The organism is Jeotgalibacillus campisalis, from assembly GCF_000829515.1.
GTDB classification, from domain to species: domain Bacteria; phylum Bacillota; class Bacilli; order Bacillales; family Jeotgalibacillaceae; genus Jeotgalibacillus; species Jeotgalibacillus campisalis.
On record NZ_JXRR01000010.1, the window covers coordinates 24,437 to 40,898 of the forward strand.

A 16,462-nucleotide genomic window follows, 5' to 3' on the forward strand; every position below is an offset into this window, starting at 1 on the left:
AAAAAGATAGAAATAAAAGACAGCGGATTCCTTGGAGTTTAAATGGATCGTACAACTAAATAGCTAACAAATGGGTTAAAAGGGGTAAAAGCACAGATCGATTGAGGACCTGTGCTTTTACTAGTACATTATATCAGGCTAGGAGCTGTTTAGCTTCCAAACTCAGCCAGGACATCCTCGATGGTCTTTCGGTTTGCAAGATTGCCTGTCAGATTCCAGTGACTTGAATCTGTGATGTTATATACCTGGTCATTTTGAACAGCCGGGAGACCCTGCCAAAGAGAACTGTCCTGCAATCGCGCCAGGCCTGCCTCTTCTTCTGCTGAAATAAGGAATAGATGATCTGCATCCAAATCAGCCATGGCTTCAAGTGAGATTGGATTCCATGCAGATTCCGTTTCCCCAAGGTCAGAGATAAAAGAAGGGACAGAAATGCCGAGATCCCCGTATAGAACATTCGCAGCATGACGCTGTTCTTCGAAGATATAGAACTGATCACCCATGACCCAAACCATGGCAGCTGATTCATCTCCAATCATTTCATTTACTTGATCTGCTGCTTCTGCCGCTGTATCTTCATAGTCGGCTAGTACCTCTTCAGCTTTCTCTTCGTTTTGTGTAAGTGTGGCGATTACGTCAATCTGCTTGCGCCAGTCGGCTCCTTCTTCATCCGTAAATACATATGTTGGAGCAATTTCTTTATAGTCGTCAGCTGAACCTTCAGACATTGCAGCCTCGGAGCTGAAAATCAGAAGATCCGGATCTGCTTCAATGGTCATTTCAAGAGGAAGGTTCCATTCAATGGTAGGGACGTCGGCAAGATCATCTTGAAGATAGTCTAAAACAGAGGTTCCAATCGCCCACTGAGCTGCCGGTGTAATATCTAGAGACAGGAGGCTGTCTTCCATATAAGGGGCGATAATCCGTTCAGCATCTGCAGGAATCGTTACTTCGCCAGTAGCATCTTCTAAGGTCACTTCCGTTGCTTGCTCTGAATCGGTGTTCTCGTCAGTTTCTGTGCCAGTATTATTCTCGTCAGAATTGGAGCATGCGCCCAAAATCAATGCAATTGATAGCAGGGGTGTAAAATAGAGTGAACGTTTCTTTAAACGATTCATTTTTCTTCCTCCAGCGTATATGATTAGATGGTTCAATGGTAATGATAATCATTTTCATTTTATGTGTCAATCCTCAGTGTAAGCGATGGGGCTTCCCATTGCACGCGGATGTATGACAAAATACGAAATGAGTGTACGTGAATTTTAAGAACTTTCAGGCTTTCGGGGGACTTTTAACTATGAAAAAAAAATCATCTAATAAAAAAGCGCGAGTAAAAACATTTTTTATTTTGCTTGTCAGTGTGGTGCTTCTTTTTGCTACCATGGTGGCTTCTCTTGCACTCGGGTCTGCTCACTATTCACTTGAAACCCTGCAGGAGGCTTTAATGTCTGGAACAGATACAAAAGAAGGGCAGATCATCTGGGATATTAGAATGCCCCGTATGCTTACAGCTTTGTTAGTAGGTTGCTTTTTAGCTGTTTCAGGTGCATTTATGCAGACACTGACCAGAAATGCTTTAGCAGAACCAGGCCTTCTTGGAATATCAAGTGGAGCCGCGTTTGTGCTGGTGATCGGACTTGCGTTGTTTCCGGGTATGACGGCTGCTGGAACGACTGCTGCCGCCATGGTGGGTGCAACCATTACCATGGTGTTAATCCTGGCTCTGGCTAACTGGACGAAAGGTGGTTCATCTCCTGTAAAACTTGCATTGGCCGGTATGGCGATTGGGATGTTTCTCACGTCCTTAACCACAGCCATTAGTCTTTATTTTGATGTCGCGAAAAGCATGAGCTTCTGGTATGCAGGGGCACTTTACACAGCCGGATGGGGAGATGTGAAGCTGCTGTCGTTATTCGGGCTGACCGCGCTTCCTGTCCTGCTTTACTTATTGCGTCCGATGACGATCGTGCGTTTTGGAGATGATGTAGCAAGAAGTTTAGGAGTGCAAGTGAAGATGGTGCAGTTTTTGGCTGTTATTACAATTCTCCTGCTGACAGGAAGTTCAGTTGCGGTTGCAGGGTCTATCTCTTTTGTGGGTCTGATCATTCCACATATTAGTAAGATGCTTGTGGGAGAAGACTATTTTCACATGATTCCTGTTTCCATCGTGTTAGGCGGACTGCTGTTAGTATTAGCTGATCTTGGTTCAAAATTTATGAACCCTCCTTTTGAAACTTCTGTAGGGATTGTGACAGCGTTAATTGGGGTCCCATTCTTTCTCTATTTAATTAAACGCAGAGGAGTGGGGATAAAATGATGCGACGCAAAAAACGGACCTTGTTTGTGACGTTTACGTTACTTTTATTGATTGGGGCTGTAGCGGTTGTCAGCTTCCATCTAGGCAATGTCACACTTACAATTGAAGAGATATTTCAAACAGTAATCGGAAATGGAGACAGTCGCAGTGAGCTTGTGCTGTTTCAGATTAGGCTTCCGTCTATCGTTCTTGCAATTTTAGTTGGCATGGCGATGGCCTTATCCGGAACCATTTTGCAGGCAATTACCCGCAACGAGCTTGCTGATCCGGGTATTTTGGGGATCAATGCAGGAGCTGGTCTGGCGGTTGTCATGTATATTACCTTCTTCGGCACGATTAGTCAGGGTCTTTCCGTCCTTGGTGCCTTTGTGATGCCGGCAGTTGCATTTGCAGGTGCCATGTTGACAGCCATTCTGATTATTATTCTCTCCTGGCGCAACGGCATGGAGTCTATACGGCTAATCCTAGTGGGAATTGCCATCAACGCAGGTCTGGGCGCTGCGTTAATTTATTTTCAGCTGAGACTGGACCCGCAGGACTTTATGCGTGCCACTGTCTGGCTCTCCGGAGATTTATGGGCGACGCAATGGGAATATGTATGGGCAGTTGTTCCGTGGTTTGCTATTTTGGTTCCCTATTTATTATTCAAATCTAATGTGCTGAATATCTTAAATCTACATGATGATCTTGCGAAAGGTCTGGGCCTTAAATTAAACGCTGAACGGTTAAAAATGCTTTTTTGCGGTGTAGCGCTTGCCGGAATCGGGGTAGCAGTCGGGGGAGGAATTGCATTTCTTGGACTCATTTCCCCTCACATAGCCAGAAGGCTGGTCGGACCGGAACATCGCGCACTTGTTCCAACAGCGGCATTAATAGGCGCATTTATATTGCTCCTTGCAGATACGATAGGAAAAAACGTATTGTCCCAGCTTTCTCTTCCTGCAGGCATAGTGGTTTCAATCATCAGTGTTCCTTACTTTATCTATCTTCTGCTGCGTGTGAAGTAACACAGTGAAAGGTTTCCGTGCGGCTAAAAAAGGGAAAGTAAGGTAATAAACACTGGTTTTTCTAAGGAGGATCTATATGGTTGAAGAGACAATGCGCGGATTTTTCACCTTTCTTGCCCACAATAAACCCCTGATTAAAATAGCGAGGAAAAGCGGTTTGACGCTTGGAGGTTCACATTTTGTCGGAGGTCAGGAAGTTGACGGAATGGTGGATCAGGTAAAAGAGTTTAATCAAAAAGGTCTTGGCGTAACCGTTGACTGTCTTGGAGAACGGATTGATGGAACAGAGGATGCAAAGGCAACCGTTAATCTTTGCTATCAGGCCATCCATGCACTACATGAGAATAAATTAAAGGGACAGATCTCTCTGAAGCTTTACTCCGTCGGTTTAGAATTAAGCGAGGAAATCGCCATTCATAATATGCGAAATATATTAGAAGAAGCAAAAGAACATAATGTATTTGTGACCATTAACATGGAGGAATACAAAAATTGCGGAAAGATCATTCAGATTTTTAGAAATCTTCGCAAAGAATATGACAATATCGGGATAGCGCTTCAGGCAAATTTATATCGTACAGAAACAGATGTAGAAAAGCTTGATGAGCTGTCACCAACCATCCGTTTTGTCAAAGGAGCATACAAAGAGTCACGAGACGTGGATATGGATGATAAATCTAATGTAGACTCGAATTATCAAAACCTTGTCAAAACAAATCTTTTAAAAGGAAACTACACACAAATCGCAACACATGATAACGATATGATTGATTTTGTTAAAAAAATTGTGAAAGAATATCAGATTCCGCTTGATCAGTTTGAATTCCAAATGCTGCAGGGAATGCGTGATGAAAAACAAAAGGAGCTTTCTGATGAAGGCTACAATGTTGTTGTGTATGTGCCGTTTGGACCTGACTGGTATACGTATTTTATGAAAAGGCTTGCTGAAAGACCGGCCAATGTCGGGTTTACATTAATGTCGGTATTTAGAAGATAATGATCTGTTAACCAGACAAAAAAAGGTGAAGAAAGTACCAAAGAAAAGCGGGCTCATTAAGTGCTCGCTTTTTTCTTTGCCTAAAAAAGGAATTAATTTTATCAATGATGGAAACCCTTCTAATGAAACAAATGAGGCAGGAGGGTGAAAAATGAAGATCAAATCAATTGGAATTTGTTTTTTTATCGGAGCGATGCTTGGAGGCTGCAATGCATATTCCCCGATCACGGGTGATGAAAAAACCGTACCAGTGAGTGAAGAAGCTGCCCCGATGATCGAAGTAATCATGAAAGACGTGAATGGTGAGTCCATGGGAACTGCTCTTTTAAATGAAACAGAAAAAGGTGTATCCATAGCCATAAAAGCAGAAGGACTTGAACCGGGTGAAAAAGCGATTCATTTTCATGAAAAAGGATCCTGCGAGCCGCCGGAATTTACTTCAGCGGGAGGACATTTTAATCCAGAAGGCAAGCAGCACGGCTTTGATAATCCAGAAGGCTTTCATGCGGGAGATCTGCCTAACCTTGTAGTGGATCAGGATGGGACGGTAGATTTAGAATTAGTGGTAGAAGCGGTCACATTGAAAAAGGGAGCAAAGAATTCGTTGCTTGATGAAGATGGCAGTTCACTTGTCATTCATGAGGGTCCGGACGATTACAAAACAGATCCTTCAGGAAAAAGCGGGAAACGAATCCTCTGCGGAGAAATTAATGGCTAATTTTACGAATAGCAGGTTTGCACAAAGCTCATTCATTAACGAATAAGGCTCATGTAACCTGTCTGCTGTTCATTAAAGCAGATGCAAAAATGCTTGAAGAAAATGGGGCTGAGACAAAAGTGTCTCAGCCTCTTTGACCGGTTCGCTGCGCTTCAGGCGGACGCTTTCCGCAGGGACGGCGCTGAGCCTTTTCAGGGCCTTGCCCTGTAAAGTCTCAGCTTGCCGTCATATCCTGCAGGAGTCGCCACCTTACGCTCCGCTCTCCTCATACTATTAATAAATACTACCTCATTTTATAACTTTTTTAGAGTTTTGTCCCAACCTCATTTTCTTTTTTTTGATGACAAAGCAAAAATAGAATAGATGATTGCTGTGGAGGAAGCGGAAAGGGTCAGACACAGGTAATTCAGCGGAATTGAACCTGTCTCCTTCTTAAATCACCAGCATCTAACGTGTTTCATATATGCAATTATACTTATTTGTTTTAATTTTACAGGTAAATAAGTCCTGTTTTTGTTCTAATTTTCTATTAATTCTATCATTTGTATCAGTCCTTTTACATATTTTATAGAAACTTCCGTTTAAAAATTGATATTTTCCAATTACTTGATACAATGGAAACAGGTAAAAAAAGTTAATAAAAGGAGAGATTGAGATGTCAGGAAATATTCGCGTTACGCCAGCAGAATTAGAAGCAATTGCCAGCCAATATTTACAGGAAAGCGGAATGGCTACAGAACAGGTTACCCGTTTAGACAACATGATCGATAATTTAATTTCGATTTGGGAAGGACAAGCTAGCCAGGCATTTGCTGAACAATTTGAAGAATTACGTCCTTCTTATGTGAGAATGTCTCAGCTTCTTGAAGAAATTTCACGTCAGCTTCGCAGCGCATCAAATGCTTTGCAGGAAGCCGATCAAAATGTAGCGGGACAAATCCGCAGCTAATCATCAACCAAACTTAATAAAAAAAGCGGCGCTGATTCTGTAAAGATGATAGCGCTTTTTTAGTGATTTAAGAGAAAATGAGAAAAATATAGCCATACATAGCTGCTGTCACAATGATTAGGTAAGACTTAGCGGCAATTGAGAGGTGTATAAGCATGTACATAGATGTAACGATTGATTTAAAACATTATACTGGCGAGGTTTTTGATCTGCGGCTGTCGGATTACTATTCAGCAAAGAAACTGGTTGATATTGTCTGGCAGGCAAAAGAGATCTCCATTCAACCGAAAGAAGGCAGTTGGATTCGAATTGCAAATAAAAATATTCTTTTATACGGCACTCATCAGCTTTCTGAAAAAGGCGTAACCAGAGGGGACCGGATAGAAATTTTATAAGGGAGCTAACGTCATGACAGAACCTTCACACTCATACCTTGAAGACCGGCTGGACGCCAGAGTGGAACATAAAAAAGACCATGTATTTACTTTTCAGCAAACAAAAATAAAACTTGTTAATGAAATTGAAATACATTTAATTAAAACGGTCCATCCTGAGCTTAAAAAAGAAATACTCTCCACAGAAGATGAAGTAACGATAACCGTGCAAGCACCGGATTCTTTCCATTCATTTTCTTCGCTGCACAAACAATCCGCGATAGCCCGCTGGACATTTGCTTTAAGACTTGTTTACTTCGCAGAACAAAAGCGATCAAAGCGGCTGCATCCGATCTATTCTCCGGATAATATCATTCTGGACCGCTCGAATTCACCCTACTTGCTTCACTACGGGGTCGAGAATAGCTTGCCTCCATATGAGAATGACAGGGAATTGCAATTTAATGAAGTAAAAGCAACTATTTTATATGCAATAGATTCCTCTAAAACGTTTAAAGATTATCTCAACCTTCATCATACAATGCAGCTGACACCCGTAATGAAGGAGCTGCGCGAAGCAAAAGATAAGGATGAGTTAAAAAAAATTTTAATTGAACAGATAGACCAGGAGGAAAATCTGCAAAAAACGTTTACAAACGTACCCAACAAAAGATGGAAAAGAAGAAAATTCAGTTTAGTGGCTCTTATAACTTTATTAATTCCCTTGCTTCTTTTTAGCTTTTATTCAGCTTTTTTTATCCAGCCAAGACAGGATGCTTACATAGCAGCGAATGAATCTTTTATGAATAATAATTATAGTAATGTAGTAGAAGAACTTTTACCGCATGAGCCTGAAAACATGCCGTATGGCGTGCAATATCAACTCGCAACAGCCTACGTAAATAATGAAAGTTTGGGAGATAGTCAGAAAAGCACGATCTTGGATGGATTGACACTGGATACGGATCCTCAGTACTTTTTGTATTGGAGTTATATTGGCAGAGGACTGGTGGAAGATGCGATTGATGTTGCCCGATCGCTTGAAGATCGAGATTTGATCATGATGGCCTTGCTGCAATATACAGAAGTAATCAAAAGCGATCCTGACCTTACGGGGGATGAAAAGCAAATGGAGCTCGATCAAATTGAACAGGAGCTCGATGAATACGACCAGGAGAGGTTAATGCAGGAACAGGCAGAGCAAGAGGAAGAGGAGCAGGAAACTGAAGAAGAAGAACCGTCTGAAACGGAAGAGGATGGAGCAGCCGATTCCCAGCAGGAAGAGGATGAAAATGCTGAAGAAACAGATGAGGATGACAGTGATGATCAGGCAGCGGCAGATAAAAGCGTGAGCGAAAATGAGGTGGTGTAATGGAGCAGATAACCGTATATTATAGCAATCATTTTCAACGGATTGAATTTGATCCTCACTCTTTTGACCGGATCACAGTGGGCCCCGGCAAAAAAGACACATTATCCATTCGAACCTTGCAAGCAGCTTTTTACATTAAAAAAGAAGACGATCAAATGGTCCTCGTAAAAGACAGAGAAATAGTCAGGCTTGAAATTGGAGCAGTCCATTCATTTACATTGGGAGAAGTGAAGCTGCGCTTGCTCTGGGAGGACGTACCAAGAGTAAAAGCGTTGTTCTATATTGGCGGAGAACAGGAAGTGCTGGTTGCTGCTAAACCAGATATTCAGGCCCATTTACAAGTGCTGGAGGATAAGCTGGCTAAGAGCTCAACTTCAAAGTGGGAAATCGCTCAAAACGGAGCAGGGTGGGTTCTTCTGCCGCAAGGAAAAGATCTTTATGTTAACGGAACTCTTCAAACCACCCCAATGAGTCTTAATCAAGGTGACATCCTTAACTGGGGCAGTGTACAGTTTGAATTGTCAGCAGATGACAGCTTAACGGTGAGAAGCAATGAAGAAGTGAAAAGTACACTGCCGCAGCTAGTGGAGCCTACTACTCAAATGAAGCAAAATTATCCCATCTATAGACGTACACCACGCATGGTTTATGATATGCCTGAAGAAAAAGTACAAATGACCTTTCCAAGTCAAGAAAGTGAAAATAATAATCGCGGACTGTGGATGATGGTCCTGCCTCCCCTAATGATGCTGATGGTTATGGTGATTATTGCCTTGATACAGCCAAGGGGACTCTTTATCGTCATATCCGCTGTCATGTTTATGACTACAATTGTCACTTCGACCGTTCAATACTTTAGAGAACGGAAAAATCACAAAAAACGAAAGGCAAAAAGGCTGAATGTGTATACCACCTATCTTCAACAAAAGCGTGAAGAACTGAATACGCTTGCTTCAAAACAAAAAGAAGTTTTGCGGTTTCACTATCCTGACTTTGAGCAAATGAAATATTTCACTTCTCATATTAGCGATCGAATTTGGGAACGCACGCTGACGAGCAATGATTTTCTTCATTTGAGGCTTGGAATCGGAGATGTTCCTTCAAGCTATCAAGTATCTCTCAGCAATGCAGATTTATCCAATAGAGAAATTGATGATTTGCTCGAGCAGGCACAGCAGCTTGAACAGCACTATAAAGAAGTGAAAGACGCGCCTGTCATTATCAATCTGGCTGAGGGAGCGATCGGGTTGATCGGCAAGCAATCCGTTATGAAAGATGAGCTTCACCAACTAATCGGGCAGCTTGCCTTTGCCCACAGCTACCATGATCTTCGTTTTGTGTTTATCTCTCATGAGCATGAATATAAAGCGTGGGAATGGATGAAATGGCTGCCTCATTTTATGCTTCCAAACTCTTTTGCCAAAGGTTTTATATACAACGAGCAGACGCGCGACCAGCTGCTGTCTACGATTTATGAATGGCTCAGGGAAAGAGAACTGGAAGAAGAAAAAGAAGCGGTTTTCGTCCCGCACTTTGTTTTTGTTGTGACCAATCAGCTGCTGATTTCTGAGCATGTGATCATGGAATACCTAGAAGGGGAATATTCGCATCTTGGGATATCTGTTATTTTTGCAGCTGAATCCAAAGAGAACTTGAGTGATAATATCCACACACTGGTCCGCTATATTAATGAGCAGGAAGGGGATATTTTAATTAAAGAAAAAAAAGCGGTCCGCATCCCCTTTGTGATGGATGAAATGAAAAAAGAAACAAATGAGCGCTTTGCCAGAACGCTTCGTTCTCTTGACCACCAGGTAGGTATGACCAATTCAATTCCTGCTTCTGTGTCGTATCTTGATTTGTTCAAGGCAACAGATACAGCAGAGCTTCAAATTGATCGGCGCTGGCTAACCTCTGAATCTGCTAAATCATTATCAGTTCCAATAGGCTTAAAAGGAAAAGAAGATCTAGTTGAACTTAATTTACATGAAAAGGCCCACGGTCCCCATGGGCTGCTTGCAGGAACAACGGGTTCGGGTAAAAGTGAATTTTTACAAACGTATATTCTTTCACTTGCCGTTCATTTTCACCCTCATGAGGTAGCCTTTCTATTAATCGATTATAAAGGGGGAGGAATGGCTCAGCCGTTTAAAAATATGCCTCACTTACTTGGCACAATTACGAATATTGAGGGCAGTAAAAATTTCAGTGCACGTGCGCTTGCCTCCATTAAGAGTGAACTGAAAAGGAGGCAGCGTCTGTTTGATCAGCATACGGTGAGTCATATTAATGAGTACACAAAGCTGTATAAACAAGGCGATGCAGAAATCCCAATGCCTCACTTATTTTTAATTTCTGATGAGTTTGCTGAATTAAAAACAGAAAAGCCGGAATTTATAAGGGAGCTTGTGAGTGCTGCTCGAATCGGCCGAAGTCTGGGTGTTCATTTAATTCTTGCGACACAAAAGCCTGGTGGAATTATTGATGATCAAATTTGGAGCAATGCCAGATTCCGGATTGCACTGAAGGTTCAGGATGCAAGTGACAGCAGAGAAATTTTGAAAAATCCGGATGCAGCGAATATTACTGTCACCGGAAGAGGGTATCTGCAAGTGGGCAACAACGAAGTATACGAGTTGTTCCAATCTGCCTGGAGCGGTGCTGCTTATCAGGAGGAGACGCTTGCGAATGAAGATGAAGTAGCTCTCGTTACCGATCTGGGACTCGTTCCGCTGTCATCGATTTCCACTGAGGAAGAAAAACCTTCCTCTGGCATAACGGAAATCGACGCCATTGTAGAGGAGATTGCGCGTGTTCAAAAGAAACTGAAAATCAAGCAGCTTCCGAGTCCCTGGCTGCCTCCACTGCCTGCGAAACTGGTTTTGCCATCTGACAAGCAAGATGCACTTGAATTTGCTTTAGTGGACGAGCCGGAATTACAGCTGCAGACACCTTATGCATACAAATGGATGGACGATGGGAATATAGGAATCTTTGGATCTTCCGGTTATGGGAAGTCTACAACAGTCCTTACTCTTCTATTAGGACTAGCACGCAGTCTATCACCTGAGGAACTCCATTATTATGTGTTTGATTTTGGAAACGGTGCACTGCTTCCAATCAAGCAGCTTACTCATACGGCTGATTATTTTCAGGTAGATCAGCCGAAAAAAATTGATAAATTTCTGCGCCTGATGAAAAAAGAGCTGAATCGCAGGAAGCAGCTGCTGCAGAAAAAAGAGGTCAGCTCGATCAAACTATACAATGAATTAAGTGAAGAAAAGCTTCCATTAGTGTTTATCACGATTGATAATTTTGATCTTGTAAAAGAAGAGCTGCAGGACATTGAATCTCAGTTCACGCAAATTTCACGTGATGGCCAATCACTTGGTGTGTATCTTATTTTAACAGCCACGAGAGTCAACGCTGTTCGTCAGGCGCTGCTCAATAATTTAAAAACCAAAATCATTCATTATCTAATGGACACGAGCGAGGCTTACACCATTATTGGAAAATTGCCGTTTGAGCTCGAATCGATACCCGGAAGAGCCGTTATAAAGAAAGAGAAGTCTCTTTTTACGCAGGTTTCTCTTCCTGTAGAAGGAGAAAGCGATTTGGCGCTTTTTGAGAACATCAGAGAAGAAGTTCAGCAGATCAATCGATACTATGAAGCTTCACACGTTCCGCCAGGCATTCCAATGCTGCCGAGTGAGTTGCCGCTTTCTTTATTTACAGAACACTATGTTGAAGAAAGAAATAGAGGGCTTATCCCTATTGGACTTGATGAAGAAACGGTTAAGCCGGTTCATATCGATGTGGCAAAAGGAAATCATTGGCTAATCATTGGCTCTTCTCAAAAAGGGAAAACGAATGTGTTACGGCTGCTGCTTCATGATCTGCTCAAAGAAAAACAGCTATCCATTGGGTTGTTTGATTCAATTGACAGGGGCTTATCCCGTTATTCAAAAGAAGAACAGATTACGTATATGCAGACAAAGGATCAAATAGAAGATTGGCTAACAAATGCGGAAGGGCTCTTTAAAGAAAGAGCAGACGAGTATGCAGCAGCTCTTGAAGGGCGTTCAGCAGTACCCGTTTTTACTCCGGTTGTACTTGTAATCGATGGAGTTGGCCGTTTTCAGCAGACCATAAATCCCGCCCTGCAGGATAGAATAGCCGGATTTATGAAGCAATACAGCTACTTGGGCTTCACGGTTCTTGCAGCAGGCAACAGTAATGAAGTATCAAAAGGATTTGATTCATTAACAAGTGAGCTGAAACAAATTCGTCAGGCTCTTTTACTCATGAAAAAATCAGATCAAAATCTCTTTACACTTTCCTTTACCCGTAATGAAGAAGAAGTGCTTCCCGGGTTCGGCTATTTTATCAAAAACGGTAAAGAAAAGCGGATTCAAATCCCATTATTTGAAGCAGCAGAAAGGACTGTACCAGAATGACAGATCAACGAAAGCATCTGCTGAAAATGCTCGGCACAATGGTCTATATTATGCTTCTTCCTGTGTTGTTTTTCACCTATATTGGGGACAACCCTGAACAGGTAAAGGAACAATCCACCAGAGAAATTGCCATTGTCAACGAGGACAGCGGGGCGGAACAAGAGGGGCTGTCTCTTAAATTTGGACAGGAAGTGTCCTCTTTAATTAACGAATCCTCCAGTTTCAACTGGACCGTAGTTGGACGAAGTGCTGCAGAAAACGGCTTGGAGCGACAGGTATATGATGCTGTTTTTTACATTCCTTCCGATTTTTCAGAAGCGGTATTGAATTTTAAAGACAGTTCGCCTGCCAAAGCTTCAATTGAATTTGAACTTCAGCCGCAGCTGAATGCAAAAAACAGCGAACAGGTTCAGCGTGAGTTAGAAACTGCTAGAAATAAAATCAATAGTGAAATGTCTACGATTTACTGGAGCTACATCGCTCAGGAAATTGAAAATGTGAAGCTTGCTTTTGGGGATATCCTTGAAAAGGAAATTGATTTTCAGGAAGCGATGAACTCTTTTTACAGCACCGGTTCCCAGACGCTTGCAGAAGAAATAAGCGATCAAAAAGATATGCTTGTTGGGTTAAAAAGCTCAATTGAAGAGGGAGATGAAAACTCTCTTGAGCGGATCCAAACGGTGGAAGAAGCAGACGAAACGCTTACTGCTTTTGTTGATAATGTAGAAGCATATAAAGAGTATCAGCAGAGACAGCAGTCCCTGTTAAATGAAACGCATGCTGAGAGTCAGCGTTTGATTGAGGAAAGCTCATCTCAAATTTCCGTCAATCAAAATCAGGCGATGCTCTCGTATGCCGATCAGCAGGCTTCAGTCTTAGAAAATGTTGATGAGATTAAAGAACAAATTAATGTAACGACAAACATTGCAGACAGCTTAAATGAAGAACGAACAGGAGCGGTCGGAAATCAGCTTCAGGAGCTTGTTGATTTGCAAGCGGTGCTATTAGAATCCTATAAGCAGGATCTTTATGTAAGAAGCTTAAATCAAGTTCAAGAGATCCTAATCCCATTAAGAAATTCCGTCGTAGCAGCAGATGCTCCTCAAGAACCAGTTGAGCCTGAGGAGCCTGCTGACGACGATGTCCCGGAAGTGCCGGAAGCGGCACTGGATACTATTGAAGACGAACGGGCGGCGCTTGGGGAAACGGTGCTTGAAGTTGAAGAAATAACGGAAACGATTTCGCTGATCTCCCCTGATCTTCTTCCCGAATCAGAAGAACTTGTGCTATCGCTCGGTGAGATTACAGCCTCCCTTCAATCAATTGATGCAGGACTAGCAGAAAAGCAGCAATCAGACTTAGTCTGGCAGGAATTATTTAACGAGCTTGCAGCACAAATAGGAGAGGTCGAACCGCCTGTTGAGGAAGAAGAACCAAAACCAGAACCAGACACATCATTTAGAGATGCCATTTGGGCAATTGAAGCAGAGATTCTTTCTTCTAACGTGCTTTCTGATTCCAGAAAAGCTGAGCTCGAAGCTGTTTTTAACCAGGGCATGGAATCGACAAGCGGGTCAAAGCTGATAGCCTATGCCAAAGCACTTGGGCAATATGCTCAGCTTGTCAATGAGATCGGAAAAGTGGAGGATCCAGTCGCTGAAGAATTGCTTGCCAGTGGAGATCTCATGCAAAGCTATCAATCTATTCTAGCCGTAGGTGAGCAAGAACGCCTGGGATGGGAGGCGCTAAGCGGGTCAGTAGCTTCGGCTGTAAGCAATGTAGATAATTTTTCTGTACAGGCAGATAATCTGATGGCAAACTACGCATCTATTATTGAAGAGCAGCAAGGTCTGATACTGGGAGAATTGGAAACGATTGTAGCAAGCTCTCAAAATCTTTCCACCACTCTAGCAGAAGTCAATGCTGAAGAAGCCGCAATGCAAAGCGGTGAAAGCAATCCGCTCACAAGAGGCTCAAGTGCTCTTACCTATCAATCTCAAATTGGAAGTGAGATTGTATCGCTTAACGGGCTGATCACCTCACTATCTGATCGGCAGGAAGGGGTGATCTCTTCTACCAGTGTTATGCAGGAGGAAGTGGAACGCGTTCAGCTTGAATCCAGTTTACTCAATACAAACTGGGAAGAAAATGTTTTATTTACACAGAATGTAGAAGAAGATCTGAACGAAATTTTTAATAATGCAATTGTTGACGGACAGGACAATGGATATGTGTATGATTTCCTTTCTAACCCTGTCGCAATCTCAGGGGAGACAATAGAAGAACAAGTAGTCAATCTTCCGCCGGTCGTGATGCTTGTGATTCTGCTTGCGAGTGCGTTGCTGATTGGTTTTTTCACCCAGCATTTTGCTCTGTCACCTTGGTTTATCCAGCTTTCCTTATTTGGCTTGCTGAATGTTGTAGTTGGGCTGATGATCAGTGTTTTCGGACTAACCATTTACCCTATGGAAAATGATCAGTCTATTATGTGGTCAGTATGGACCGTTCTGCTTTTAATCGCTGCATCCGGTCTGGTATTTGTAGCGTTCAGTTTCAGTACGACGATCGGCTGGATCGTAACAGTGCTATTAATGTTATTGTTCACAGCGCCATTGCTGGATCTGATTCTGCCAAACTTTACATTTGAAGATCCTATAACCAGAGTGTATTTATCCATACAATACGGGGCTCAAAGCTTATTCCCAATGGCAGTCATTGTGCTCAGCATTATCATTGTTGTATTGGGTTTGCTGGCTTTTACCCGAAAGACTCTTACCTCGAAGGAAACAGAAGATCATGAAGCGGCCTAGTATTGCGCTGTTTTTCAGTCTGCTGATCTTTAGTTTTTGGAATGCAGCAGAGCTGACTGAGAGAGCATCGGCATCTATCGTTCAGCCAAACGAGTATGAAGAAAAAGAAATTAACGTAGATACAAATTATCTACAAGATCCATCGAATCGTATGCAAAAAGAATCGCTTTCAGAAGAAGTACTCAAGCTTACTTTTGACGGTAAAAAAACGACAAATTTTGATGAACTAAAGGCTGGTCTTTTTCTTTCTCCTGCAAAGGAAACGAATACGATTGCCTCAAGGGCTCAGGAAATGGAGCTTTTTTCTGAAGAGACGAGCCCGGGTCTTCCGTATACAGTCGATTCACAAGAGCCGGGTATCAATTACATGATTATGATCATTGGAGGAATTATACTCGGGTCTATACTCCTAATGATCTTTTTACTCTTCAGGTTTACATCTAATGGGGGGAAATCTTCAGCATACTAGTTAACAAAGAGGAGCCTGCTCTCAATTTCTACAACCGCTTTCCACTTGGAGAGCGGTTTTTTCTATGCGAAATCAGTCGCTGCTTAAAAGATGAGAAAAAGTGCTGTGCTAATGATGCTTGATTGGGTCAGGCACACATCTTAAAGAACTAACATATTATTTTCAAGAAGGGGTGGTGACGTTGAAGGAGCATAACAGCCCAATTGAAACTGAAAAAAAAGAATGGCAAAAACAGCAAAGTAAAAATAGAGCAAAAACAATATTGACGATATTTTCTCCCGTCTGTCTTTTATTGATCTGGGAATTCTTATCTCAGAGCGGATTGATCGATGCGAGATTTTTCCCTCCTCCCACTTCCATTGTCTCGACTTTTTTTACACTGCTAATAAGCGGAGAGTTATTCGCTCATATAAATATCTCTTTGTTCCGTATATTCCTTGGTTTTCTGCTTGGTGTGATTCCGGCGATTATTATTGGTCTTTGCATGGGCTTGTATGCCCCTGTGAGGCATTTCGTTTCACCAATTATTATGGCATTAATGCCGATTCCAACGCTTGCTCTACTGCCAATCATCCTCATTATTTTTGGTATTGGCGAAGTATCGAAAGTAGTAACCATAGCGGGAAGTGTATTTTTCCCCGTTGTGATCAATACAGTAGCAGGTGTTATATCCATTGAAAAAATTTATCTTGATGTAGCCAAAAACTACGGAGCAGGCAGAAAGGATTTTTTCTTGAAAATTGCCTTACCAGGTGCTCTGCCAGTCATGCTTGAGGGAATTCAAATGGGCCAGGCGATCGCTTTGCTGACCATTGTAGCCGCTGAAATGATGGGGGCAAGGTCAGGAATCGGGTACTTAATCTGGACATCCTACAGTGCTTTTTTGTTAAAGGAAATGTTTGTAGGGTTGATTCTAATTTCCTTCTTTGGGTATCTTTTTTCACTAGTTCTAAGGGGTCTTCAAAAAAAGCTGCTTCCGTGGAGGTGACAAG

The 16,462-nt window shown here is 42.3% G+C and carries 12 protein-coding genes; 11 read left to right on the forward strand and 1 reads right to left on the reverse strand.

Translation table 11 applies throughout. The features are described 5' to 3' along the window. Positions 1-149 precede the first annotated feature (149 nt). Positions 150-1,118 carry an ABC transporter substrate-binding protein gene (locus KR50_RS05280; protein ID WP_041055853.1) on the reverse strand — a complete coding sequence of 323 codons (969 nt, stop codon included), beginning with the start codon at positions 1,116-1,118 and terminating at the stop codon, positions 150-152. Between the two features lie 179 nt (positions 1,119-1,297). On the opposite strand from KR50_RS05280, the gene KR50_RS05285 reads away from it, so the two are divergent. The 11 genes from KR50_RS05285 (at position 1,298) to KR50_RS05335 (ending at position 16,458) form a co-directional block, all read left to right on the forward strand. Beyond that, positions 1,298-2,317 (forward strand): FecCD family ABC transporter permease, encoded by a 1,020-nt coding sequence (locus KR50_RS05285; RefSeq protein WP_041055855.1) that lies wholly within the window; start codon positions 1,298-1,300, stop codon positions 2,315-2,317. Beyond that, the gene (locus tag KR50_RS05290) at positions 2,314-3,324 is read left to right on the forward strand and encodes a FecCD family ABC transporter permease (protein ID WP_052476807.1); all 1,011 of its coding nucleotides are present in this window, start codon (positions 2,314-2,316) and stop codon (positions 3,322-3,324) included. The genes KR50_RS05285 and KR50_RS05290 overlap by 4 nt, the downstream gene beginning before the upstream one ends. 76 nt (positions 3,325-3,400) lie before the next feature. Continuing rightward, complete coding sequence (locus tag KR50_RS05295) at positions 3,401-4,321, forward strand: proline dehydrogenase family protein (RefSeq protein WP_041055856.1); 921 nt, start codon at positions 3,401-3,403, stop codon at positions 4,319-4,321. A gap of 151 nt (positions 4,322-4,472) precedes the next feature. Next, positions 4,473-5,039 (forward strand): superoxide dismutase family protein, encoded by a 567-nt coding sequence (locus KR50_RS05300; RefSeq protein WP_041055858.1) that lies wholly within the window; start codon positions 4,473-4,475, stop codon positions 5,037-5,039. A 655-nt stretch (positions 5,040-5,694) separates the two neighbouring features. Next, positions 5,695-5,988, forward strand: a complete 294-nt coding sequence (locus tag KR50_RS05305) for a WXG100 family type VII secretion target (protein WP_041055860.1) — start codon at positions 5,695-5,697, stop codon at positions 5,986-5,988. A gap of 155 nt (positions 5,989-6,143) precedes the next feature. Beyond that, a complete protein-coding gene (locus KR50_RS05310; protein WP_041055864.1) occupies positions 6,144-6,383 on the forward strand; it encodes an EsaB/YukD family protein in 240 nt (79 codons plus the stop codon). A gap of 13 nt (positions 6,384-6,396) precedes the next feature. Beyond that, positions 6,397-7,734: a type VII secretion protein EssB gene (essB, locus tag KR50_RS05315; protein WP_041055868.1), complete on the forward strand. Its 1,338-nt coding sequence runs from the start codon at positions 6,397-6,399 to the stop codon at positions 7,732-7,734. Continuing rightward, positions 7,734-12,191, forward strand: a complete 4,458-nt coding sequence (gene essC / locus KR50_RS05320) for a type VII secretion protein EssC (protein ID WP_041055870.1) — start codon at positions 7,734-7,736, stop codon at positions 12,189-12,191. Before essB ends, essC begins: the two co-directional genes overlap by 1 nt. Further along, complete coding sequence (gene esaA / locus KR50_RS05325) at positions 12,188-15,001, forward strand: type VII secretion protein EsaA (RefSeq protein ID WP_041055872.1); 2,814 nt, start codon at positions 12,188-12,190, stop codon at positions 14,999-15,001. Before essC ends, esaA begins: the two co-directional genes overlap by 4 nt. Continuing rightward, the gene (gene essA, locus KR50_RS05330; protein WP_041055874.1) at positions 14,988-15,470 is read left to right on the forward strand and encodes a type VII secretion protein EssA; all 483 of its coding nucleotides are present in this window, start codon (positions 14,988-14,990) and stop codon (positions 15,468-15,470) included. Before esaA ends, essA begins: the two co-directional genes overlap by 14 nt. Before the next feature lie 181 nt (positions 15,471-15,651). Next, complete coding sequence (locus KR50_RS05335; protein WP_041055876.1) at positions 15,652-16,458, forward strand: ABC transporter permease; 807 nt, start codon at positions 15,652-15,654, stop codon at positions 16,456-16,458. The last annotated feature ends 4 nt before the right edge of the window (positions 16,459-16,462 follow it).